This window comes from Paenibacillus sp. F411 (assembly GCF_017582705.1).
GTDB classification, from domain to species: domain Bacteria; phylum Bacillota; class Bacilli; order Paenibacillales; family Paenibacillaceae; genus Paenibacillus_AQ; species Paenibacillus_AQ algicola.
The window spans coordinates 78342-98607 of the sequence record NZ_JAGFIP010000006.1 but is presented as its reverse complement, the minus strand read 5'-3'; the positions used below and the strand labels follow the sequence as shown (position 1 = coordinate 98607).

The window sequence follows — 20266 nt, the reverse complement described above, 5'->3', positions numbered from 1 at the left end:
AAGAGATGTTACCACATTGCCTTTTCTTTGGCTTCCGACTTGATCACTCCGGAAGGATTCGGCGGAATAACCAGGTAGAACTCGTTAGAGTTCTCTTCCACGGTTCTTACCTGAATGTGGTCGGGAATCCAGACACCAAGCGCTTCCTTGATCGCGGATCTCGGATCTGCCAGCAGCTTCGCCTTAAAGCTTGGATCCTCCCATGCTTTCTGGATCAATTGTGTTTGAAAGATGGCTTCTGTCGTCATTACGAATCACCCTTTCAAAATGGTTATTTATTACTTCAATAGAATAACATGGTATTGATATAAAATCTATTACTTTTTGGATAAAGTAGACAAAATAAAATTCAGACCTCCATGCTGCAGCAGCTGCCGACCGGATTCGATGTTTTCCGACTCCTCATGAAGCTGCTGGACCAGCGTGCTGTGGAAATCAATCAGATGTGGAAGGGTGGAAGGGATATCCTGCAGGCGCTGATGATTGGCGATCGCAATGTCTGTATAGCGGGTTAGAGCCTGCTGATGATAGACAGCCTGCTGCACTTCGGTGTGTCCTAGAGCGGAATCTGGGGGCAGCTGCCGCTCGGAGCGGATCAGGGAGAGCAGGCAATTATAGCTGCCATCGGCCAGATCCTGTTCCCAGTCAGCCCAGTCATCCATCATCTGCAGTGTGACCAGAACGACATCCAGAATGTCAGAGGTTTCCGGAATCTGTTCCTCCTGACCGGCCAGCAGCAGCACAGCTGTGCTGCCCAGCTTGACAGGAGACGCTTTCTTGGCAATATACAGCGGATTGATGTGAAATTCCCGGCCCTCCTGTTCAAACCCAACCCCATCACACCATTCTCGAAGGTAGAGATCAAAGTAGCTCCAGAAGGGGCTCTCTGCCGGAAACAGGCCGCGGTACAGTCTCATGAATTCATTGTAGAACAGATTGGCGAGCAGCAGCTGGGTACGAAAGCTTACAGGAGGAGCGGACTCGGCAGAGCTGTCCATAATATCATCCTGAATGAAGAAATAAAGCATGCCGAAAATGTTGGCTGAGGATAAAGTGCGGTACAGGGATGGGGTAAGCCTGGTAGAGTCTTGAAGCCAGAAGGGGAGCAGATAACAAATGTAATTCTTGGCGCTTTCCTGTTCAAACACGTTGAATTTGCTCAAATAATGGAGGCCTGTCTCATGGAGTGGAAAAGGAAACTGGGATATGGTCTTCTCACATGCTGCAAACACTTCCGTCAGGTCCTTTTCATAGGTTTCCAGCCATTTCATAGCGTCACCAACTTTACCTGAAATAAGAAGATCTGCGATTATCTGCGAAGTGTTTTTACATACTTCTGATCATATCATATATCCCTTTAAAGTTAAATATTTACATTGGAGGTCTTTGTTTGATCTTCTTGCCCCGCGTTTATAAAAGAGATATGCAGCACTAAAATAATGCACCACAAATCAGGAGGTAATCCGATATGTCTAAAAAAATTGTTGGAGCATTTCATACAGAACAAGAAGCGACAAAAGCGATTGAGGATTTAAAGCAGCAGGGATACAGCGCAGACGAAATTTCAGTCATTGCGAAGGATCGCGATGAAGCTCAGCATATCTCCGATGAGACGGAGACGAAGGCACCGGAAGGACTTGCATCCGGCGCAGCAACGGGCGGTGTCGTCGGAGGTGTAACGGGATTGCTGGCAGGGCTGGGTGCGTTAGCGATTCCCGGTATCGGGCCTATCGTAGCGGCAGGGCCGATTGCAGCGACACTGACAGGCGCTGCCGTAGGCGCGGGCGCCGGCGGACTTGTAGGCGGCTTGATCGGCCTGGGTATTCCGGAAGAAGAAGCGAAGGAGTACGATGAGTTCGTAGAAGAAGGGCGAATTCTCGTCCTTGTGGATACTGACGATCATCGCTCGGATGGGGTGTATGACACCTTCCGCCGCAATAATACACTGAATGCCCATCATTATGCGGGTGTAGGCGGGCTGAACACGGGCATGGATGATCCCGAGCCTTCCCGCGATGCAAGTCTTGGACATACCGGCAGCGGTATTGTACCAGGCCGCGCAGACGCTGAAGCCTCCGCCTCTTCCACAGCTGGGGATGGAGGAGACAGCTCGCTGGGAGATGCCTCATATGGCGGTGCCGGCTCGACCCTTGACCATGACCCTGAGGTTGCTGCTGCAGCCGAGGATACGGTTCAGGATCCGAACCTGTATCAGGGACAAGGTGCCGGATATGGCGGTGCTTCGAATCCGGATCCGAATTCTGCAGAGAATATCAAGCTGGCAGAAGAAGAACAAAGAGGAGCTGCGGCGGCAGCAGATGATCTGAATAATGACAGAGACCGCCGCTAAATATCTCCAGTTCTATGCTGAAGGCCACCCGGAGCTATACTTCCGGGTGGCCTTTTTAGGGTGTCGAAGACAAGATACGGAGCTCACCCGATCGGAGGGGGTGTCAGGTGCTAAACTTTGTGGATTCCGTCATTATTTCAGCGGCACTGCTGCTGCTGACCGGTGTGCTGACGACTAAATTTTCTTCACGCTTCGGCATGCCGGCGCTGGTCATTTTTATTGTCATCGGCATGGTCTTAAGCCGCTACATCTACTATGATGATGCGGAGATTACCCAACTGGTCGGGGTGTTTGCGTTGATCGTTATTCTGTTTCAGGGCGGGATGCAGACGGATTTCAGAGAGATTAAGCCGGTCATTGGACCGGCATTGTCTTTGGCTACACTAGGGGTGCTTCTGACTACGGTCGTCATCGGAATCAGCGCGTCCTTCATTCTGGGGCTGCCCCTTGCTGAGGGACTGCTGATCGGCGCGATTGTAGGGTCTACAGATGCGGCAGCTGTATTCTCCGTACTGGGCGGACTGAACTTGAAGCAGAGAATCAAGGCGACGCTGGAAGCCGAGTCGGGCAGCAATGACCCGATGGCGGTATTTTTGACGGTATCTCTGATTGAATGGATTCAAGGCTCAGAGGCCGGCATTCTCGGTATGGTCCTGTCCTTTATCCGGGAAATGGGTCTCGGGATGATCGTTGGAGTGCTGCTTGGCATGCTGGCCGTCTACGTGATTAACCGGATTAATTTTGACTCCTCTGGCTTATATCCTGTCATGGCGATGGGCTTTGCTGTCCTGACCTACGGGCTGGCCGAGACGGTGATGAGCAGCGGACTTCTGGCAGTATATGTGATGGCCCTCGTTGTCGGTAATACCGAGCTGACCTACCGCCGCACGATTCTTGCCTTTAATCAAGGCTTCGCCTGGATGATGCAGATTGTTATGTTCGTGCTGCTGGGCCTCCTCGTATTTCCCTATCAGCTATCGGACATTGCCTGGGAAGGGCTGCTGTTGTCCCTGCTTCTTATTGGTGTCGCCCGGCCGGTCGGAGTTATGGCCAGTCTGCTGTTTACCTCTTTTCCTTTCAGCGAGAAGCTGCTGGTAGCCTGGGCGGGACTGCGGGGTGCAGTTCCGATTGTGCTTGCTACCTATCCGATTCTGGCGGGATTTACGAATGGGCAAATGTTCTTTAATGTTGTCTTTTTCGTTGTGCTCACCTCAGCTATCATTCAGGGCACAACTATTGCTCCATTAGCGAAGCTGCTGCGGCTCGTCAATCCGGATCCTCTGCTGCAGTCCACGCAGCTGGAGCTGTACGCTCTGGGCAAGGGGAAGGCTGAAATCAATCATATTCAGGTGCAGAAGCATATGAGTGTGATTGGCAAAGAGATTCAGGAGCTGGCATTGCCGGACGATATCCTGTTTACCGCGATCATTCGAGGGGATCAGATTCTGACTCCCAGGGGCAGCACCGTGATTCAGGAGGGTGACACGCTATATGTCATGTGCTCCAAAGCGAAGCGTCAGCAGATGAGAAATCTGCTCGGAGTAGGGACGTCTGCGTATAACAAACATTCATAAAAAAGTCTCCTTCATCACATCCTCATATCAAGTGCGCCGTAAAGGCTTGCGATATAGAAATAAATCTGTTAAGATGAATATACAGATTTAGAATAAGTCTAAATTTAAATAAAGGACGGGATGAAGATGAACCCTACTCAAGAGAATCGTACGAACGCTGCATTGCAGAATCAGCTGAACACCCAGCTCGCGAACTGGAGTGTGCTTGGTGTTAAGCTGCATGCTTACCACTGGTTTGTGAAAGGGCCGCAGTTCTTTACACTGCATAAGAAGTTTGAGGAGCTGTACGGTGCGGCAGCTGGATACACGGATGAATTGGCAGAACGGCTGCTGGCGATTGGCGGAACTCCTGCAGCATCCATGAGTCAGTACCTGCAGCTGGCTTCTGTCAAGGAGTACAGCGGACCGATGACGGCAGAAGAGATGACAGCAGACCTGGCATCAGATTTTCGCACTATTGCAGCCCAGCTGAGCGCGGGGATCGTTGAAGCCGGGCAGGAGGGGGACGAGCCCTCTGGTGATCTGCTGACTGGGATGAAGGCGGAAGTAGAGAAGCAGGCCTGGATGCTGGAGTCCTTCTCCGGGCGTTAATCCAATGAGGCAGCCTGAGTGAAATCTGAAGCAACTCATAAAGACATGGTGGAGTCAGGGAGGTTAGCCCCGCACCGCCATGTCTTTATGTTGGTCTATTGCCGGACGAAAGTATTCCGGACCAGAGAAAGCTTTCCAAGGTTTAGCGATTGTCTATTTTTTCGGGATACATGTCATGATTCATCAATCGGTGGGCAGCCATCTGCTCGAAGGAGGTACCCGGCTTTCCGTAGTTGCAATACGGATCGATCGAAATGCCGCCTCGTGGCGTGAATTTCCCCCATACCTCAATGTAGCGGGGATCCATCAGCTTGATCAGATCATTCATGATAATGTTGACGCAATCCTCATGGAAATCGCCATGGTTGCGGAAGCTGAACAGGTACAGCTTCAATGCTTTGCTCTCGACCATTTTGATGTCCGGAATATAGCTGATATATATGGTTGCGAAATCCGGCTGTCCTGTAATTGGGCACAGGCTTGTAAATTCGGGACAGTTGAATTTAACCATGTAGTCTCGGTAAGGGTGCTTGTTCTCGAAGGTTTCCAGGATCCCGGGATCGTACTCAAAGGTATACCGGGTTCCCTGATTACCCAGAAGCGTCAAGTCTTCCATTTCATTATGCTGTCTTCCAGCCATATTCATTCTACCTCTTTCTATCCCATAGATGTGATTTATACGCCGCGTTTGTTGCTCCATACCAGCGTGTGTAGCTGGGGAAGCACGCGTACATCATTCAGCCGGTCAGAAGCCATTACGGCTTCAATCAGCTGTTCATAGCGGAGCAGTAAATCTGCGACATGCGCTGTCTGATTCGTCGTGCTGACGTCCGGATTTCCGGCCTGGATATAGAAGGGGACGTTGGGATAGCGCTCATGCACGGTTTTGGCATAAGACAAATCCCGGTCATCAAAGACGACGACCTTCAGGCTGAAGCTTCGGCCGGGCTCTCGCGCAGACAATCGGGATACAATGTCATCCAGAATATCCCAGTCGGTATCCATTCGAGAGCTGGGAGGCTTAGGAGACAGGGTGATCTCGTCGATGTCAGATAGCCATGGCTGCCAGCGCGAGCCTTGCGTCTCCAAAGCAACGGTAATGCCGCGGCTGTGCAGGAGATCCACCAGGGAACCGAGCTGCGGCAGCAGTGCGGGATTGCCGCCGGAGATGGTCACATGATCGAACCGTTCTCCGCCAAGACGGTAGAGCTCTTCCCAAATATCCTCGGGTGACAACAAGGCAATGCTGTCCTTGGCAGAGCCGTCCCACGTGAAGGCGGAGTCACACCAGGAGCAGCGATAATCGCAGCCTGCGGTGCGGACAAACATCGTTTTGCGGCCGATCACCATGCCTTCGCCCTGCACGGTAGGTCCGAACACCTCCAGAACGGGCACCGGACGGACGACAGCTTCCGAAGAAGTCTGGTTCTTATAGGCTTCCAGCATGCTACTCATCCTCCATCCACTCCCGTCTGACCTCGGCGTAGCTGGTAGGCGTCTCATACAGCCGCACGAATTCCGTGCGCATGGCCTGCTGCTGGAAGGCAGCCTGGGACGAGAGTGCAAGAGCCATCTGCTCATACAGCCAGACGACCATATTCTCTGCCGTAGTATTCATTGGCGGCAATGTTTCATTCAAATATTGATGGTCCAAGTATGGCTCGATCTTCGTCTTCCATATATCCTTGATCTGACCGAAATCAACGGTGATTCCGACTTGATCCGGTGTACCGGAGATGCCGAATACGACTTTGTACGTGTGGCCGTGCAAATTTTTGCACTTGCCTTCATAGGCGTGGAGATGATGGGCGGCATCAAAGGTGAATTCCTTGGATACCAGAACGCGCTTCTGGTGATAGCGAAGCTGTCCGGCACCAATGTCCTCGCCATATTTCTGCAGCTGCTCTACAATCCGAAAGGTTCCGGGCTGATGCTTCATGACGTCACCCCCTGATTTCCAGGGTCTCTGCGGCTCAAATACTGCTCCAGGCCGGCGCGGCGGAGCTTGCAGGCCGGACACTCTCCGCAGCCATCACCGATGATGCCGTTGTAGCAGGTCAGGGTGTTATTGCGGATATATTCCAGCACGTTCATCTCATCTGCCAGTCCCCAGGTGTCGGCCTTATCCAGCCACATGAGCGGAGTATGAATGACAAAGGGATAATCCATGGCCAAATTGAGTGTTACATTCAGCGATTTAATGAAGCTGTCTCTGCAGTCGGGATAACCGCTAAAGTCCGTTTCGCATACGCCGGTGACCAGGTGCCGGGCACCGTTCTGTTTGGCCAGCACAGCGGCAAAGCTCAGAAACAGGTGGTTCCGGCCGTCCACGAACGTAGTCGGCAGTCCATTGTCGCCTTCCTCAATCGGGATCTCGCTCCGGGTCAGCGCATTGGGAGCCAGCTGGTTCAAGAGGCTCATATCAAGCACCGTATGCTTGATATTCTGTTCCCGGGCAATGCTCTGGGCGCATTCTATCTCATCACGGTGTCGCTGCCCGTAATCAAACGTGACCGCTTCTACCTCTGCAAATTGCTGCTTGGCCCAGAACAGGCAGGTCGTACTATCCTGTCCGCCGCTGAATACGACGAACGCTTTCTCTTGCTTTAACATAAAAAAAACCTCTCATTCTTCTAGGTTAGCTCCGGCTTGAACACCAGGGCGGGACGGAAGAAAGAGAAGTTCTTGAACTGTAGCCATTAAAAAACAAGCCTTTCCATGCAGTGGAAAAAAAGGCTGTATAGTTTTTTATAGAGGGAGTTCGCGAACCTCTCCCATGCCAGGGCATGGACTGTCTTCAATTAGGTGCAAGGTCAGTCTTTACAATTGCAGCCTTGCTCGTGGTATTATAGCAGATCTCGCCTATTTGATAAATACCCCGCCGAATGGAATGACTTCCCTTAAAAATCTCCGGATGACGCTCTCGTCATTCATCTCTTCAGCCAGGCGGCTGTTCTGCCTCCCGGCCTGAAACAGGACATATCCCTCCCCGGTCAGCTTCCAGTGATAATTCATATGCTGGCTGGCGAGATGGTTGCCATAAACGGTCAGGTCGAGCTGCGCATTCTCGGGATAGGCAATCATGCTGCCGGCATCGACATAAATCGGCTCTGTCGGATGCAGCTTGACCTGGCAAACAGGGCCCTGCGTCAGAATCCCGATGCTTCCTTCCCCGCTGAACTTCATCTTGATCGCATCCCGGGTGACGAACATATTCTTGATCTTCAGGAAGCGGGACTGCATGCTGACGCCTTGCGTGTAGAAAAACACATGACGAAAATCATACAGCATATCCTCCTGATCCTGCAGAGGAATTTCCCTCATGCCGATGCCTGCCGGGAGTGCCGCGGTAAACTGACAGGGGCCGCTCATGTCGGCCCGCAGCAGCTTTTTCTTGCGGTAGATGCCCTTTACATTCATGAGGCGGTCATGGCGTCCGTGGGAGGGTCCGCGGTAAGCGATGATCTGCTCCGGGTGCAAAATATGAACCAGATCGCCCTCCTGTAGTGAAAAGGTAACGGCTTGTCCGGCTCCGCCTCCGGGGGTTTCCTCCAAACGGATCTTCACGCCTGTTCCTCCTTTATGCTCTGCGGTTCGTCCGGCGCATGCCGTATCTGAGCGCCCGGGTCAGAATGAAGTAGCCGGCCAGCAGGCCTGCCGCGGTGTAGGCTGTCGTGCGGATTCGAGCAGCAGACTGCTGCCGGGCTTCTTCGGCCCGCTGTCTGGAGTCCTCAGCCTGTTGAAGCTGCTGGACCATCAGGCTGAGCTGCCGGTTCTGCTCGGCGAGCGCTTCGTTTTGCTGGCGATACAGCTCCGCGTCGGCGCGCACCTGATCGAGCTCTTCAAGCGACTGCTGATAGCTGCTCTTCAGCTCGTCAATTTCGCCGGGCAGATCGGTGAACTGCTGTATATTATGATAGGCATCTGTGAAAAAATTGGCGCTTGCACGCTCGACAGCTCCCGGGAGCCATGTGCCTGCGGCCAGCAGGAGTGGGAGCGCCAGGGTCAGCTTCTGTAACAGGGGCTTATCCATGGGATCACCGCCTTAAATTCAAGTAGATAGCCACATTATACCTTTAAAATGCGCGACAAGTTTCTACAATATATTAACCTATTCTATAGCAGAGCACCATCACAGCAACCTGTTTCGGTGTTTGCTCCCAGGGGTATGTATATTAGGTGCAAGCCAGCAAGGCCTTCTGAAGAAAGCAGATAACCTATCCAAATATATAGAACCGTACCTATAAAGGAGAATGAACAGGCATGAATGACAATAATGTAAAGAAAATTATGATTACCGTGAACGGAAAGCCGGTAGGCAGCGGCTTGTGGATCGACAAGACGACATATGCTCCGGTAGACAAAAGCAGCTACACCGCTGCACTGCAGCCGAAAGCTGCAATGTAACCAAGCCGTTTACAACGGAATAAGCGCAATTACGGCCCGGGAGGTTCTCCCGGGCTTTTTAATGCCTGATTTTCACCAAGCAAAAGCTAATCCGATCGAGTAGAGGGTGCGTATATATCTACAGCATTCTTTTTTTATTGGGAGTCAACGACGGGAAGAATTCGGGAGAAATGGAACACTAGTGTAAAAAGTGGCGTAGGAACAAATGTTCCGTGACAGAAAGCTGTCGATGCGTCTTGGTACAGTATTAAAAGAAGAGGAAAGAGGTGGAGAAAGTGCAGTCTGGCTTGTATACAGATTATAAATGGAGTAGAGAGCATATAGCAGCCGGCGGATTTTATCCGCTTTATTTACTGGCAGAATGGGGGCTTCAGGAGCAGCCAGGCATGAGCAGAAGCAGAGGCGCGGGCAAAGGGCTGACCAATCTTCAGCTTCATATCAAGCTTGATCGCGGTGTCCAGCTCATCACAGCTTTGGGATCTCCGCTGCAATGGGTGGACCGTGATTACGCTGTGATGGCGGTCGGCTCTCTTCGAAATGACTTGAAAAGGCAGGCCATCCTGCAGCTGCAGCTGGAGGGTAGGGCTTCCGGCCAGCATTCCGTGCTGCAGCTGTATTGGAGCTATCGTGATGATTATTGGGTGCAGGTGATGACGCCTGCGGTGCGTCTGCACCTGCAGTTCAGCAACCATACGTCCGTCTTGGTTCCCGCGATGGATACAAAGGTCGATAAATATCTTCGAATGCTGCAGAACCCGCTTCTGCTAGAGCGCGCGTTCAAGCTGTTCGAGCGGGGGAAAGCCCGACAAGGCGAGGATTTGATCTGCAGGCGGGCTGATGAAATGCTGCTCTGTGCGCTTCGCTGGAACGATGCAGAGCTGCTTAAAGAAGCGGAATGGATGTATGCGCTTGCCCGGCAATGGAGCGAAACGTATGCGGTTACACTTCAGGCCTAGGGACTATTGAACGGGAAAAGTTTGCAATTAAGGGACTTTTGTATTAAAAATAGATTATATTATACAGGTAAAAAGTTCTATATAAAATAGTCGGTGAAGAAGGAAAATGGTTACTAAAGGTAGAATTGACTAGAGCAAAAGACTTACTCACTAAGTCTAATTAACTAGAAAGATAGGGAGAATAGATATGACAGACCGACTGATCCGACTCATGAAAATCATTACGCTTGTCCAGGCAAGGCCGGGCATACTGGCCCGGGAGCTTGCTGAACGCTGTGGAACCAGCGAAAGAACGATCTACAGGGACATGGATGCTCTGAGTAGTATGCATATACCGATCATGCACATGGGACGGGGAAAGGGATATACCTTTATCGGGCATTTTGCGATGTATCCAATAGGCTTGACAGAGGAAGAGGCTCAGGCGCTTTTCAAGAGCCTGCCTCTGCTCGATGAGCTGAAGCCTCGGCTGCCGGAGGCTTTTGAAACCGCTTATGAGAAGGTACTGGCTGCGGTTTATAAGCAAAGCACAGAGAAAATGGAGATCTACGGAGAACGGGATGAAGAACCGGATGCCGATCAATAAACTGCTGACGTTTCACTTTCGTCATCTAGACAGAATCGTCTGCAGAGCGAAGATGACTATAAATATGGCCGTATCAGGAAAGAGATCCTGATACGGCCATATTTGTACTTAGCGGAAATCATCTTCCGGCCATGCCCTGTGCTTCAGCAGATAGCGGGCAAAGGCCATCGGCTTGCGGTAGGTCTCCTTCCATACCTCAGTCATCCCGGCTTTTTGAAATCCGTAACGCTGATCCCTGCCGTTGCATTCTATAAAGAATAGGCGTCCGTCAGACGTAAGGCCTGCGTCAATGCCAAAATCGGCGGCGTATAGCATATGGCGCGACAGCGCTGCGGCAATCCGGAGACCGAAGTGCTCCAGCCGCTCCACCAGCTGGCAGGCGGGAATGGCAGGGAACGAATCTCTAAGCACTCCTTCTATAGGAAGCGGAATGCCCCCTTGGGCAATGTTTGAGACAAAGGTTCCTTGCGGTGTAGTTCTGGCGAACATGCCGGTGACCTCCCAGGTCCCCTGCGCCCCCCGCTGAACCGTAATCCGGATGTCATAGGGATTGCCGCCGTACCTTGCCAGCGGAATGCGTTCCTGGACGAGAAAGGGCTGCCGGGAAATTCGGCGGCGCAGCAAGGCTGGAAGGCGTCCATGCCGGGCAGGTGCGCTACGCCAAGCGGCTGCAGACGGCGAGGACGTAGAATAGGTAAACCGGTCATGCTGCCGGCCGCGCTGCAGCCGCATAATGCCAAGTCCGACGCTGCCGCTGCAGGGCTTTACAATCACATCGCGGTGCTTCTTCAACATTAGCGCAATGGAGCTAGGGCGGGCAGGGGCTGTATGGGGCAGCAAGGACAGGGTTTCCGGCTGCTCTGCCAGCATGTGATGCACAAGATCCTTTCCATAGCGATTATAGGCGTTAAAGACATAGATGCCTGACGTGATCAAGTGCTCAATGATTTTTTTATGGGTTGGCCGCTGCAGTATAGATCGGTTGTGAATCACTTTCGGCAGCGGAACGGTTGTCTGTACATAGCCTGAATGACCAGGCGTCCAGGCAAGTACGGTTCGCGTGTCCAGCGCAATGTCCGTAATCCGGAAAAAGCACGGGATAAGACCCAGGTCTGCGGCTGCTTCTTCGTAGCAGGGGATAGATTCCGTCCCTGCAGACCCTTCCGGAATTCCGAGATACGCTGAGCTGTTGAGCAGTATACCGACATATTGCGGCTTCATGGACCAGCCTCCCTCCTGATCAATTCGGTGTATTCTCCTTGTATTGTATGGGAGATAAGCCCCTTCGGGATGGACGGGTGCCGGATTCCACAGGCCTATCTTTTCACTTTGACATGCAGCAGAGCGGTACCATATGCAATAGGAAAGGAGGCTGCGGGATGAGAAAAGTCGCGGTCATTACACCGGGTTCCTTCGTCATTCCTTCAGCAAGAAGCAGCTCGGTGGAACGGGTCATTGAACAGGTGGTTCCGCTTGCCCGTCAGGACCTGGACATCCGTATCTATGGAACCGGAGGAAGAGGGCTTTCCTTAAAAGGATACGTGCATGGAGTTCCTTGCATCCGGCTGCCGGCTGCTTCCTATCATAAATCCTTGGTTCGAGGCCTGACGTCCTGGAGGCCAGAGGTGGTGGAGGTGAACAATCGCCCCTTTATACTACAGAAGCTGAAGGCCAGGCTTCCGGGTGTCAAGATGGTCCTGAATCTCCATTCCAACACCTTCATTCGCCCCCCCAGCCTGAAGCCGGGGCAGTTCGAGGCTGCACTGGGTCAAGCGGACTGTATTATCGTGAACAGCCGATATCTCAAACAGTTTATTGAAGCCGGTTTTAGGCGAATGCCGCCGGAAATTATAGTCAATCACCTTGGCGTCAGGCCAGAGGACTTCACGCCGCGGTTTACGCCGGCGGTTGAAGCGCTGCGAGGTCTGCAGCTGGCGCAGCGGGGCTGGGAGGGGAAGAAGATTCTTCTCTTTGTCGGGCGACTGATTCCGGAGAAGGGCGTTCATCATATTATCGAGGCCCTGCCGGGCATTATTGCGGTGCATCCGGATGTACATGTCCTCATTATCGGCAGTGCAGGCTATAGCTCCGACCGCGAAACCGCTTATGTACGGAGGCTGAAGCAGATCGCACGGCCTGTGGCTCCCTGGATCACATTTCAGCCCTATGTTCCGTTTCCGGCTCTGGTTCATTGGTACACCCTGGGTGACGTAATGGTGGTCCCCTCCTCTACACGGGAAGCCTTTGGTCTGGTTAATGTGGAGGCTATGGCAACAGCCCTACCGATTGTAGCGGCGGCGGCCGGAGGTATACCTGAGGTTGTAGAGGACGGCGTCAGCGGGCTGCTGGTTCCGCCCGAGAGCCTGCCCTGGGGGCTTGTAGCTCCAATCAACCGGCTTCTGGGCGATGAGTCACTGCGGGCAAGTATGGGAGCAGCAGGGCTTGCGCGTTGCCATCGCCAATTCCGCTGGGATCTGACGGCCGCACGCTGGGCGCAGCTGATGCAGCGGGTATAGAAGCCGTGTCCGCGCTGCATTGCTGACATACCATAAGATAGATGAAATGTCGCATCATAAAAAGAGGGATGTAGATGGTAAAGCGATGGAGAAGCCGCAAAGCGCCTCTGCAGCTTTGGCATAAGAAGGACGACACGGTTGCTGCTCAGAGGCCGTATGTATCGGTCATCATTCCGGCGATGAATGAGTCTGCGACCATTGCGAGAGTCATCAGGGAAGCTGCACAGGTGCACCGTGACACAGAAATCATTGTGGTTGCCAACGGCTGCAGTGATCATACGGCGAGAATCGCCCGGGCGTCAGGGGCAAGGGTGCTGACGTTTCGAACCCCGCTGGGGCATGATGTAGGGCGAAGCGTCGGTGCGGGGGCTGCGCGGGGGGAGGTCCTGTTATTTATCGATGGAGATATGGTAATTCCGTCCCGGGATCTGCGCCGTTTCGTAGAGGCTGTCACTACCGGGGTGGATGTCGCCCTGAATGACTATGAGGGTCCGGTTGAGCGGCAGCCCGTGCACCGTGTCATTCTGGCAAAGCACGTGCTGAACATTGCACTGGGGCGGCCAGAGCTTGCCGGAGCTTCTATGACGGCGGTTCCGCATGCACTTAGCCGAAAAGCGCTTGAAATCATTACCGCGCCAGCCCTTTCGGTGCCTCCCCGTGCCCAGGCTGCTGCCATGATGTCCGGGCTTCAGGTGCAGCGGGTGCACCGGGTTGAGGTTGGAAGAATGAACCCTCGGCGGGTTCACGGCCGTGATCCGCTGGAAGCGCTCGTGCTGAGTGATCATCTGGAAGCCTTACAGAAACTCTTTCGGAGCAAGGGCTGCCGGGGAGGCTTTCCAGTTTCCTTAGATGCCGCCGCTAGAGAGGAAAAAGCCCGAACTGAGGTGGTCACATGAACATGAAATCCAGAAGCCACAAACGTAAATCGAGGTTGAAAAGAGCTGCTGAGATGCTGCATCCTTCGAAAGGAAGAGAGGCAAGGAGGAGAAGAAGCTGTGCTCGCAGGCGGCCGCCTGGCAAGGCGTTCAAGCTTCCTATAGAGCAGCGAAAGCTGCAGGAGGACCGCAGGGTCTCTGCCGTGGTGGTCGTAGGAAACGGAATGATTTACGCACCGGAAGTGGTGGAGAGCCTCCTCTCCATGTCACTGCATGAGGTCATTATTGTGCTGGACGAAAGTCAATCCCAAGCCTTCGAACACGCCCGTTCCTGTAAAGGGGCTATTGTGATTAATCAGCCGGACATCTTGTCTGCGGGGGCAGCACATGTCTTGGGTGCGGAGGTCAGCACAGGAGAGATTGTCATGTTCATGCCCGGAGATCGGATCGTGACGGAAGAGGAGCTGGCCCTTTATATAGAGGCCTGCAGCCAAGGTACGGATGTTGTGCTTCAGGATCTTTCCGGGCGGCTTCCGGCTTTCAAGCATCAAAGCCGGGAAATGCGTGTCCGAAGCTTTCTGAACCGGATCATGGGTCGGGAGGATCTGAATGCCAGCTCGCTTACTGAGCTGCCGCACGCGCTCAGCCGGCGGGCCATTCAGTGTATGGGAAGCTTCCGTCTCGCGACCCCGGCCAAGGCGCATGGATTGGCTTTGGCCGGGGGACTGAAGATCAGGGCTGTCAGCGCTGCCCCGCTGGCACCGGAGTCCACAAAAGAATCAGAGAAGGGCATGGACATGGACATGGACATGTCTGAGTCCTCCCTTGCAGAGGAGATCCTCATCGGTGACTATCTGGAGGCGCTGGGCAGCATGATGGAAAGACTCGGTCCATCGCTAACCCTGGCGCCGCCTTCCCGCAAAGTGCTCGCCGCCAGGAGGAACCGCCGATGAGCAGTATAACCCGCTTGACGAGCATCATTATTCCTACCTTCAATGGCCTGGAGCTGCTGCGCTCTTGTGTAGAGCATATTCGGACATATACCGACACAGCCTACGAGATCATTGTGGTTGACAATGGCTCCCGGGACGGCACCTGTGAATATTGCTTACAGGAGGGGCTCTTCCTGATCTCACTGCCGCAGAATCTGGGCTTCCCCGCCGCTTGCAATTATGGGCTGCGCGCTGCCCGGGGCGACTCGCTGCTGCTGCTCAATAACGACGTTCTTGTCTCCCCGCGCTGGCTGTCTCTGCTGACGCAGGCCTTATACAGCCGGCCCGAATATGGCATCGCCGGTCCGGTCACCAATTATGCGAGCGGCATCCAGCAGGTGAAGGTGAGCTATAAGAACCGCGAGGGCTTTCTTGTAGAGGCAGAGCGCCACAACCGGAGTAATCCCGCGCGGTGGCGCGAAGTGCAGCGGATTGTCGGATTATGCTTTTTGTTCAAACGGGAGGTTGCACAGAGCATTGGCCTGCTCGATGAAGGCTTCTCACCAGGCCATTATGAAGATGACGATTACTGCTACAGAGCGCGAAAGAAGGGCTACCGCCTGATTCTGGCCGGAGATGTTCTCGTGCATCATGAGGGAAGCGCCAGCTTTCGGCGGCGTTACCCCCGGGGAATGCGGGCTTTAATTGCCCGGAACCGGAAGCGGTTTATACAAAAATGGGGCTGTGATCCCCGCACATTCATAACCTGATGGAGGCGATGGTGAAGATGAAGGGAGTGCTGCTGGCTGGCGGAAACGGCACCCGGCTTGCGCCTTTGACGAAGCTGATGAACAAGCACCTCTTGCCGGTAGGCCGGTATCCGATGATTGCCTATGGCATCGACCGACTCCGCCTTGCAGGCATTACAGAGGTACTGCTCATTACAGGCGCTAGATCACTGGGATTATACGCTGAATATTTTGAGAATGGACTTAAGCATGGAGTGCGCTTGACCTACCGAGTTCAGGAGCAGGCCGGCGGCATTGCCGAGGCGCTGGAGCTGGCAAAGGGCTTTATTTTGCCGGGGGAAAAATTTGTGATGCTGCTGGGAGATAACCTGTTTCTGGATGATCTGCAGCCCTATCTTCGAAACTTCAACAAGCAGCCGGCAGGCAGCGCACGCGTGCTGCTCAGTCCGGTAAAAGACCCGCATCGTTATGGGGTTCCTGTCTTCAATGCAGAGCAGAGCTCGAAGATTGACCGGATTGAAGAGAAGCCGCAGCAGCCGCAAAGTCAATATGCCGTGACAGGGATTTACATGTACGATGATGCGGTGTTCCAATGGATTGAACGCATCCATCCCTCGGCGCGCGGAGAGCTGGAAATTACCGATGTGAACAATCTGTATGCGGGTGAAGGCAGGCTTGAGTATGATGTGCTGACACAGTGGTGGTGTGATGCCGGCACGTTTGAATCCCTGGCGGAGGCTTCGTTGAAGATGAAAAATGTGACGCTGTAAGACTGAGTTCGGAACCGGTTCTGCCCGTCGTGCATATGTTAAACGAGAAACCCGTACCATACCGTACCGGTGCTATTGTCCATAGATGGGAGGTGCCTGCATGGAGCAGAAGATTGACGAGCTTATGAACCATCTGTCCCATTCGCAGCAGCAAATGGCGCGGATCCTGGAGGCCCAGCGCCATGCCGCCGTGCGGATGGCTCAAGTGGTACATGGTATGCCGGATGACTGGAGTGCTCGGTCTGGAGTCGCCGGAAATGAAGGGAAGCCCGGGAGCCGGGAAAGCGATGATGCCGCAGAAGGCTTTATTCAACAGATCCAGCAGGTCAATGGCAGCATTGCAGCCTATTTGAACGTGATGGCTGATTTTCAGCAGGCGGCTGCGGATCATTTGGAGATGGTCATGAAGGAGCTGCGGGGCGGGGACAGCGAGGAATAATCCAGGCAGGCATACCAAGGCACAAGGCAGTCAAGCGGAGGCGTATATGAGCAGAAATGATTCTTTGATGCGGATGCTGGATGCCGCAGTGTCCATCCAGCGGGAGACAGCGCTCATTTTGGCGGGCAAAGCGGTGGAAGCGGAGAAAGTGAAGCAGTGGGTCATTACTTACGGCGGAAATGTGGATACCCTGCAGGAGCCGCTGGCGATCCATGAGCAGATTGTAGAGCAGATCGAGGGCCTGACGCGGATCAGCTCCGGTCTGTGCCGGAACCTCAGAGCAGTGCTGCAGGCAGGAGACGAGGATTCGGAGGCCTCCGGCTTTGAAGGCTTTGATTTCGGGGATGCAGAGAAATGAGCCGTTCAACGCGTCGGGAGCAGGAGGCCAAGGCGGAGCTCGTCGCTTCAATCGCCCGCAGTCAGCATGCGCTGGCCCACATGCTGGAGCAGATTGCCGAATCGGCTTCCTTCTCCGATGTGACGGTGAAGAAGCTTGCGGAGAATATTCGCCTGCTGACCCAATATCAGGAAGTCATGTCTCAGATGCTGACAGGGATCTCCTTTAACCGGGTGAAGGAGGGCGCACCTGCTCCTGTCTGGCTGGCCAGCATTGCCGGGCGGGAAACCAGACCACAGGGTAGGAGGTAACGGCATGAAGACATCCCGATCTGCGCGTCCGGGCCGGGCGAGAAAGCCGGGACGGCGAACCCCGTCCCGCCGCAGTGTACCAGGGACCTTGCGCAGTAAGAAGGTCAGACGGACCTTGGCTGTTAAAAAGTCGATCGTCCGTGCCAAGCTGCGCCGTAAGGCCCGCAGGAGGCCGGGAAGCAAGTCGGTCAAGCAGAGACTCAGCCGACTGACGTTCAACCCGACTTATGCAACCGGCTATGCCCAGGCCTATGATGAAGGCTTTAACTCCGGATTTGCCAAGGGCTATGAAGACGGGCTGAAGGTATAAAAATTGCTTTTTTGAACGTAAAGAGCTGTGCGGAAAGTCTTCCCCGGCTCTTTTTTTGCTGCTTGCGGGCTCCGCAGAAGCGGGCATCCGCCAATTTCCGGCGGCTGTGGACATCCGTCCATGATGCATCCGTCCTGCCGGCATATAGTTTATGGAACCATTTTGGTATAGGAATTCAATGAAGCAGGGTGAAGCGGATGAAGCAGAGACTCAAGCAAGCAGACCGGAGGAAGCAGCATTATAGGGAGGGCTTTCTGGAAGGATACCGGCTGGGCTTGTGCCGGGCGGTTACAGACCGGATTCCCGACCCGGCATCGCCTCAGCTGGATCTAAAGCTCATGTACATTCCCCAAGGCTTTGAGTCGATTGATGCCGGCATCGAAGCCGCTCTCAGCACGATGGTGAGAGAATGGATTCAGGTGAGTCCGGAGGGCATGCTGGAGGCTGCCCGCAAGGAAAGACCGGACGTCATTCTGGTCATGAACGGGCTGCATGTGTTTCCGAAGGACTGGACGATGCAGCTGGAGGAGGTCTCCTCTCTTGGCATCACAACCGCCGTGTGGTTTGTGGACGATCCTTATTTTACGGAGGAGACGTCTGTGCTGTGCCGGCACTATGATCTGGTGTTCACCCACGAGCTGAGCTGTGCCGAGCTGTATCGTTCATTAGGTGCGGAGCGGGTGCACTATATGCCGCTGGCGGTGCATCCCGGCATCTTTGCCCCGATCCCGGCAGGGGCGGACTATCAGTCTGATATTTGCTTTATCGGCAATGCCTTTCGTAACCGGGCTGCGCTGTTTGATGAGCTGGCCCCGTATTTATCCGGCAAAAAAGTCCGCATTATCGGCGGGTTCTGGGAGCGATTGACGCGTTACAAACAGCTGTCCCCCTGTATAAAAAGCGGATTCATTCCACCAGCGGAAACGGCAAAGTATTATAATGGCGCGAAAATTGTCATTAATCTTCACCGGCCTGCAGGGATCGGAGACGATAACCGGAACAGCCTGGGTCTGCCGGGCAGGTCCATTAATCCTCGGACCTTTGAGATCAGCGCTTGTGGAACACTGCAGCTCACCGATATCCGCGAGGATTTGTATCACTATTACGAGCCGGGCGTGGACATCGAGACGTTCCGCGATGCTAGAGAGCTGCAGCACAAGCTGGAGCATTATTTATCCCGGGAGCAGGAGCGGCTGGATATTGCAGTACGCGGGCTCCGGACGACCTGGTCCCGGCACACGTATAAGCACAGGCTGCCTCAGCTTCTGGAGATTCTGGCGCAGGCTGTGCAGCCATGAGTTGAAACCTTCAGGAAAGAGGGAGAGTGGTGATCATGCGTAACAAAATGCCTTCCCCGCAGACTCCGGGAGCTCTAGCCTATCTTCAGGGCCGGGAGGCGGGGCAGCGCGAGGGCTATGAGGAAGGATATTTTCGAGGCAAGCAGCAGGCGTACACGCAGCGCAGTCACTTTACGCCGGCAATGCGGGACGTCCACGTGCTGTATGTTGCGTCCGGTAAAGGCTATCCGTATTCGCCAATTGATGAAGCAGTATTTGCGACCCTGCAGAGCATGGTCCGGCAGGTTACCCTCTCGGATTCCAGAGCGGATGTCGCTTCCGCAGCGGCCGGATGCCGGCCGGATGTGATGATTGTGCTGGACGGGATGTTTTTACCGACGGATCAGGTAGACCAGGTTCGCAGCATGGGCATCCCTACCGCCGTATGGATGACGGATGATCCCTACTATGCAGATATGTCGGCAGGCTGGGTCATGCATTATGATTACGTTTTTACCTTAGAAAAAAATTGTGTGGCTTACTATCAAAATCTGGGCTGCCCGAGGGTTGCCTACCTTCCGTTTGCCGCTTATCCCGGTCATTACCGCCCGATTCCAAAGCCGACTGCCTTCCGCAGGCAGGTGAGCTTTATCGGGACGGCCTACCCGAAGCGGATTGAATTTTTCAGTCCGATTATGGAGGAGCTGATGAAATTTGATATGCACATTAACGGGAACTGGTGGGAACGGCTTCCGGGCTACAGTCGATATGGCACAAGGATTGAAATGAATAAATGGATGGGACCGGCGGAGACCGCAGACGTCTACAACAGTGCCAAGATCGTCGTGAATCTGCACCGGGCTTTTGATGATGCTGCCATCAACCAGAATACCAGCCGGATTCAGGCAGCTTCTCCCAATCCGCGAACCTTTGAAATCGGCGCCTGCGGAACGCTTCAGCTCTGTGATGAGCGGGAGGATCTGGCCAGCTTCTACACGCCCGGCGTGGAGATGGATACCTTTCGGTCTCCGGCTGAGCTGCTGGAGAAAATCGCCTATTATGTGGCCAACGAGCCGCTTCGCAAAGAAATCGCGCTGCGGGGACTGGAGCGGACGCTGAAAGAGCATACGTACGCCCACCGGCTGGAACGGATGCTGTCGGTGATTTTTGCATAGCCGGCGACATGAAGCTGTCGCCGCCTGAAATGGTTGAATGGAGGGGAACAAGCGTCGTTACACCGCCGCTGTCCTTGTAATATATTGTACCAACTGGGTCCGGAGGAGGTG

General features: G+C 53.9%; 25 protein-coding genes, 1 pseudogene and 1 riboswitch. Of the genes and pseudogenes, 17 read left to right on the top strand and 9 right to left on the bottom strand.

Annotated elements, in window-relative coordinates; all coding sequences use genetic code 11:
* Nucleotides 1–8 precede the first annotated feature (8 nt).
* A complete protein-coding gene (locus JJQ72_RS08585; RefSeq protein ID WP_138224944.1) occupies nucleotides 9–248 on the bottom strand; it encodes an NHLP leader peptide family RiPP precursor in 240 nt (79 codons plus the stop codon).
* Nucleotides 249–317: 69 nt separating this feature from the next.
* Complete coding sequence (locus JJQ72_RS08580) at nucleotides 318–1271, bottom strand: class 1 isoprenoid biosynthesis enzyme (RefSeq protein ID WP_138224946.1); 954 nt, start codon at nucleotides 1269–1271, stop codon at nucleotides 318–320.
* A 197-nt stretch (nucleotides 1272–1468) separates the two neighbouring features.
* Here JJQ72_RS08580 and JJQ72_RS20730 point away from each other — a divergent pair.
* The 3 genes and pseudogenes from JJQ72_RS20730 to JJQ72_RS08565 form a co-directional block, all read left to right on the top strand.
* A pseudogene (locus tag JJQ72_RS20730) lies at nucleotides 1469–1963 on the top strand (general stress protein); the annotation flags it as partial.
* 494 nt (nucleotides 1964–2457) lie between these two features.
* On the top strand, nucleotides 2458–3924 hold the full coding sequence (locus JJQ72_RS08570; protein WP_208203380.1) for a potassium/proton antiporter: 1467 nt from the start codon (nucleotides 2458–2460) through the stop codon (nucleotides 3922–3924).
* Between the two features lie 126 nt (nucleotides 3925–4050).
* Nucleotides 4051–4515 (top strand): Dps family protein, encoded by a 465-nt coding sequence (locus tag JJQ72_RS08565; RefSeq protein WP_138224952.1) that lies wholly within the window; start codon nucleotides 4051–4053, stop codon nucleotides 4513–4515.
* A 142-nt stretch (nucleotides 4516–4657) separates the two neighbouring features.
* On the opposite strand, the gene queF is transcribed toward JJQ72_RS08565, so the two are convergent.
* The 6 genes from queF to JJQ72_RS08535 all read right to left on the bottom strand — a co-directional run bounded on the left by queF (nucleotide 4658) and on the right by JJQ72_RS08535 (nucleotide 8548).
* On the bottom strand, nucleotides 4658–5155 hold the full coding sequence (gene queF, locus JJQ72_RS08560; protein ID WP_138224954.1) for a preQ(1) synthase: 498 nt from the start codon (nucleotides 5153–5155) through the stop codon (nucleotides 4658–4660).
* Nucleotides 5156–5190: 35 nt separating this feature from the next.
* The gene (gene queE, locus JJQ72_RS08555) at nucleotides 5191–5970 is read right to left on the bottom strand and encodes a 7-carboxy-7-deazaguanine synthase QueE (protein ID WP_243895962.1); all 780 of its coding nucleotides are present in this window, start codon (nucleotides 5968–5970) and stop codon (nucleotides 5191–5193) included.
* Complete coding sequence (gene queD / locus JJQ72_RS08550) at nucleotides 5963–6454, bottom strand: 6-carboxytetrahydropterin synthase QueD (protein WP_138224958.1); 492 nt, start codon at nucleotides 6452–6454, stop codon at nucleotides 5963–5965. The genes queE and queD overlap by 8 nt, the downstream gene beginning before the upstream one ends.
* A complete protein-coding gene (gene queC, locus JJQ72_RS08545; protein ID WP_138224960.1) occupies nucleotides 6451–7128 on the bottom strand; it encodes a 7-cyano-7-deazaguanine synthase QueC in 678 nt (225 codons plus the stop codon). The genes queD and queC overlap by 4 nt, the downstream gene beginning before the upstream one ends.
* 121 nt (nucleotides 7129–7249) lie before the next feature.
* A riboswitch (PreQ1 riboswitch) is annotated at nucleotides 7250–7293 on the bottom strand.
* Nucleotides 7294–7377: 84 nt separating this feature from the next.
* Complete coding sequence (locus JJQ72_RS08540) at nucleotides 7378–8082, bottom strand: AIM24 family protein (protein WP_138224962.1); 705 nt, start codon at nucleotides 8080–8082, stop codon at nucleotides 7378–7380.
* A 13-nt stretch (nucleotides 8083–8095) separates the two neighbouring features.
* Entirely contained in the window at nucleotides 8096–8548 is a 453-nt protein-coding gene (locus JJQ72_RS08535; RefSeq protein ID WP_208203378.1) for a hypothetical protein, read from the bottom strand.
* A gap of 230 nt (nucleotides 8549–8778) precedes the next feature.
* On the opposite strand from JJQ72_RS08535, the gene JJQ72_RS08530 reads away from it, so the two are divergent.
* The 3 genes from JJQ72_RS08530 to JJQ72_RS08520 all read left to right on the top strand — a co-directional run bounded on the left by JJQ72_RS08530 (nucleotide 8779) and on the right by JJQ72_RS08520 (nucleotide 10464).
* Nucleotides 8779–8922 carry a hypothetical protein gene (locus JJQ72_RS08530; RefSeq protein ID WP_175415218.1) on the top strand — a complete coding sequence of 48 codons (144 nt, stop codon included), beginning with the start codon at nucleotides 8779–8781 and terminating at the stop codon, nucleotides 8920–8922.
* Nucleotides 8923–9188: 266 nt separating this feature from the next.
* Nucleotides 9189–9878: a hypothetical protein gene (locus tag JJQ72_RS08525; RefSeq protein ID WP_208203377.1), complete on the top strand. Its 690-nt coding sequence runs from the start codon at nucleotides 9189–9191 to the stop codon at nucleotides 9876–9878.
* 187 nt (nucleotides 9879–10065) lie between these two features.
* Entirely contained in the window at nucleotides 10066–10464 is a 399-nt protein-coding gene (locus JJQ72_RS08520) for a helix-turn-helix transcriptional regulator (protein ID WP_138224968.1), read from the top strand.
* 108 nt (nucleotides 10465–10572) lie between these two features.
* On the opposite strand, the gene JJQ72_RS08515 is transcribed toward JJQ72_RS08520, so the two are convergent.
* Nucleotides 10573–11685: a YheC/YheD family endospore coat-associated protein gene (locus JJQ72_RS08515; protein ID WP_208203376.1), complete on the bottom strand. Its 1113-nt coding sequence runs from the start codon at nucleotides 11683–11685 to the stop codon at nucleotides 10573–10575.
* 158 nt (nucleotides 11686–11843) lie between these two features.
* On the opposite strand from JJQ72_RS08515, the gene JJQ72_RS08510 reads away from it, so the two are divergent.
* From JJQ72_RS08510 to JJQ72_RS08460, 11 genes are all read left to right on the top strand, one after another.
* A complete protein-coding gene (locus tag JJQ72_RS08510; protein WP_233281162.1) occupies nucleotides 11844–12980 on the top strand; it encodes a glycosyltransferase family 4 protein in 1137 nt (378 codons plus the stop codon).
* Between the two features lie 74 nt (nucleotides 12981–13054).
* On the top strand, nucleotides 13055–13876 hold the full coding sequence (locus JJQ72_RS08505; RefSeq protein ID WP_208203375.1) for a glycosyltransferase family 2 protein: 822 nt from the start codon (nucleotides 13055–13057) through the stop codon (nucleotides 13874–13876).
* Nucleotides 13877–13878: 2 nt separating this feature from the next.
* Entirely contained in the window at nucleotides 13879–14808 is a 930-nt protein-coding gene (locus JJQ72_RS08500) for a glycosyltransferase family A protein (protein ID WP_208203374.1), read from the top strand.
* Complete coding sequence (locus JJQ72_RS08495) at nucleotides 14805–15557, top strand: glycosyltransferase family 2 protein (RefSeq protein ID WP_138224978.1); 753 nt, start codon at nucleotides 14805–14807, stop codon at nucleotides 15555–15557. Before JJQ72_RS08500 ends, JJQ72_RS08495 begins: the two co-directional genes overlap by 4 nt.
* 17 nt (nucleotides 15558–15574) lie before the next feature.
* Nucleotides 15575–16306 carry a sugar phosphate nucleotidyltransferase gene (locus tag JJQ72_RS08490; protein WP_138227653.1) on the top strand — a complete coding sequence of 244 codons (732 nt, stop codon included), beginning with the start codon at nucleotides 15575–15577 and terminating at the stop codon, nucleotides 16304–16306.
* Between the two features lie 100 nt (nucleotides 16307–16406).
* On the top strand, nucleotides 16407–16745 hold the full coding sequence (locus tag JJQ72_RS08485; RefSeq protein WP_138224980.1) for a nucleoside-diphosphate sugar epimerase: 339 nt from the start codon (nucleotides 16407–16409) through the stop codon (nucleotides 16743–16745).
* Nucleotides 16746–16791: 46 nt separating this feature from the next.
* Nucleotides 16792–17103, top strand: a complete 312-nt coding sequence (locus JJQ72_RS08480; RefSeq protein ID WP_208203373.1) for an alpha-helical endospore appendage domain-containing protein — start codon at nucleotides 16792–16794, stop codon at nucleotides 17101–17103.
* A complete protein-coding gene (locus tag JJQ72_RS08475) occupies nucleotides 17100–17393 on the top strand; it encodes a hypothetical protein (protein ID WP_138224983.1) in 294 nt (97 codons plus the stop codon). The genes JJQ72_RS08480 and JJQ72_RS08475 overlap by 4 nt, the downstream gene beginning before the upstream one ends.
* A 4-nt stretch (nucleotides 17394–17397) precedes the next feature.
* Nucleotides 17398–17703 (top strand): hypothetical protein, encoded by a 306-nt coding sequence (locus JJQ72_RS08470; RefSeq protein ID WP_138224984.1) that lies wholly within the window; start codon nucleotides 17398–17400, stop codon nucleotides 17701–17703.
* Nucleotides 17704–17900: 197 nt separating this feature from the next.
* Complete coding sequence (locus JJQ72_RS08465) at nucleotides 17901–19001, top strand: CgeB family protein (RefSeq protein WP_138224986.1); 1101 nt, start codon at nucleotides 17901–17903, stop codon at nucleotides 18999–19001.
* Nucleotides 19002–19036: 35 nt separating this feature from the next.
* Nucleotides 19037–20155 (top strand): CgeB family protein, encoded by a 1119-nt coding sequence (locus tag JJQ72_RS08460; RefSeq protein ID WP_208203372.1) that lies wholly within the window; start codon nucleotides 19037–19039, stop codon nucleotides 20153–20155.
* Nucleotides 20156–20266: the final 111 nt, after the last annotated feature.

Excerpts from the sequence above, each read along its gene's own strand:
- queE (WP_243895962.1), bottom strand. The coding sequence starts at position 5,970 with ATGAGTAGCATGCTGGAAGCCTATAAGAACCAGACTTCTTCGGAAGCT.
- JJQ72_RS08530 (WP_175415218.1), top strand. The coding sequence starts at position 8,779 with ATGAATGACAATAATGTAAAGAAAATTATGATTACCGTGAACGGAAAG.
- JJQ72_RS08470 (WP_138224984.1), top strand. The coding sequence starts at position 17,398 with ATGAAGACATCCCGATCTGCGCGTCCGGGCCGGGCGAGAAAGCCGGGA.
- JJQ72_RS08535 (WP_208203378.1), bottom strand. The coding sequence starts at position 8,548 with ATGGATAAGCCCCTGTTACAGAAGCTGACCCTGGCGCTCCCACTCCTG.
- JJQ72_RS08480 (WP_208203373.1), top strand. The coding sequence starts at position 16,792 with ATGAGCAGAAATGATTCTTTGATGCGGATGCTGGATGCCGCAGTGTCC.
- JJQ72_RS08520 (WP_138224968.1), top strand. The coding sequence starts at position 10,066 with ATGACAGACCGACTGATCCGACTCATGAAAATCATTACGCTTGTCCAG.
- JJQ72_RS08580 (WP_138224946.1), bottom strand. The coding sequence starts at position 1,271 with ATGAAATGGCTGGAAACCTATGAAAAGGACCTGACGGAAGTGTTTGCA.
- JJQ72_RS08460 (WP_208203372.1), top strand. The coding sequence starts at position 19,037 with ATGCGTAACAAAATGCCTTCCCCGCAGACTCCGGGAGCTCTAGCCTAT.
- JJQ72_RS08500 (WP_208203374.1), top strand. The coding sequence starts at position 13,879 with ATGAAATCCAGAAGCCACAAACGTAAATCGAGGTTGAAAAGAGCTGCT.
- queC (WP_138224960.1), bottom strand. The coding sequence starts at position 7,128 with ATGTTAAAGCAAGAGAAAGCGTTCGTCGTATTCAGCGGCGGACAGGAT.
- JJQ72_RS08475 (WP_138224983.1), top strand. The coding sequence starts at position 17,100 with ATGAGCCGTTCAACGCGTCGGGAGCAGGAGGCCAAGGCGGAGCTCGTC.
- JJQ72_RS08505 (WP_208203375.1), top strand. The coding sequence starts at position 13,055 with ATGGTAAAGCGATGGAGAAGCCGCAAAGCGCCTCTGCAGCTTTGGCAT.
- JJQ72_RS08585 (WP_138224944.1), bottom strand. The coding sequence starts at position 248 with ATGACGACAGAAGCCATCTTTCAAACACAATTGATCCAGAAAGCATGG.
- JJQ72_RS08485 (WP_138224980.1), top strand. The coding sequence starts at position 16,407 with ATGGAGCAGAAGATTGACGAGCTTATGAACCATCTGTCCCATTCGCAG.
- JJQ72_RS08490 (WP_138227653.1), top strand. The coding sequence starts at position 15,575 with ATGAAGGGAGTGCTGCTGGCTGGCGGAAACGGCACCCGGCTTGCGCCT.
- JJQ72_RS08510 (WP_233281162.1), top strand. The coding sequence starts at position 11,844 with ATGAGAAAAGTCGCGGTCATTACACCGGGTTCCTTCGTCATTCCTTCA.
- JJQ72_RS08495 (WP_138224978.1), top strand. The coding sequence starts at position 14,805 with ATGAGCAGTATAACCCGCTTGACGAGCATCATTATTCCTACCTTCAAT.
- queF (WP_138224954.1), bottom strand. The coding sequence starts at position 5,155 with ATGGCTGGAAGACAGCATAATGAAATGGAAGACTTGACGCTTCTGGGT.
- queD (WP_138224958.1), bottom strand. The coding sequence starts at position 6,454 with ATGAAGCATCAGCCCGGAACCTTTCGGATTGTAGAGCAGCTGCAGAAA.
- JJQ72_RS08515 (WP_208203376.1), bottom strand. The coding sequence starts at position 11,685 with ATGAAGCCGCAATATGTCGGTATACTGCTCAACAGCTCAGCGTATCTC.
- JJQ72_RS08565 (WP_138224952.1), top strand. The coding sequence starts at position 4,051 with ATGAACCCTACTCAAGAGAATCGTACGAACGCTGCATTGCAGAATCAG.
- JJQ72_RS08465 (WP_138224986.1), top strand. The coding sequence starts at position 17,901 with ATGAAGCAGAGACTCAAGCAAGCAGACCGGAGGAAGCAGCATTATAGG.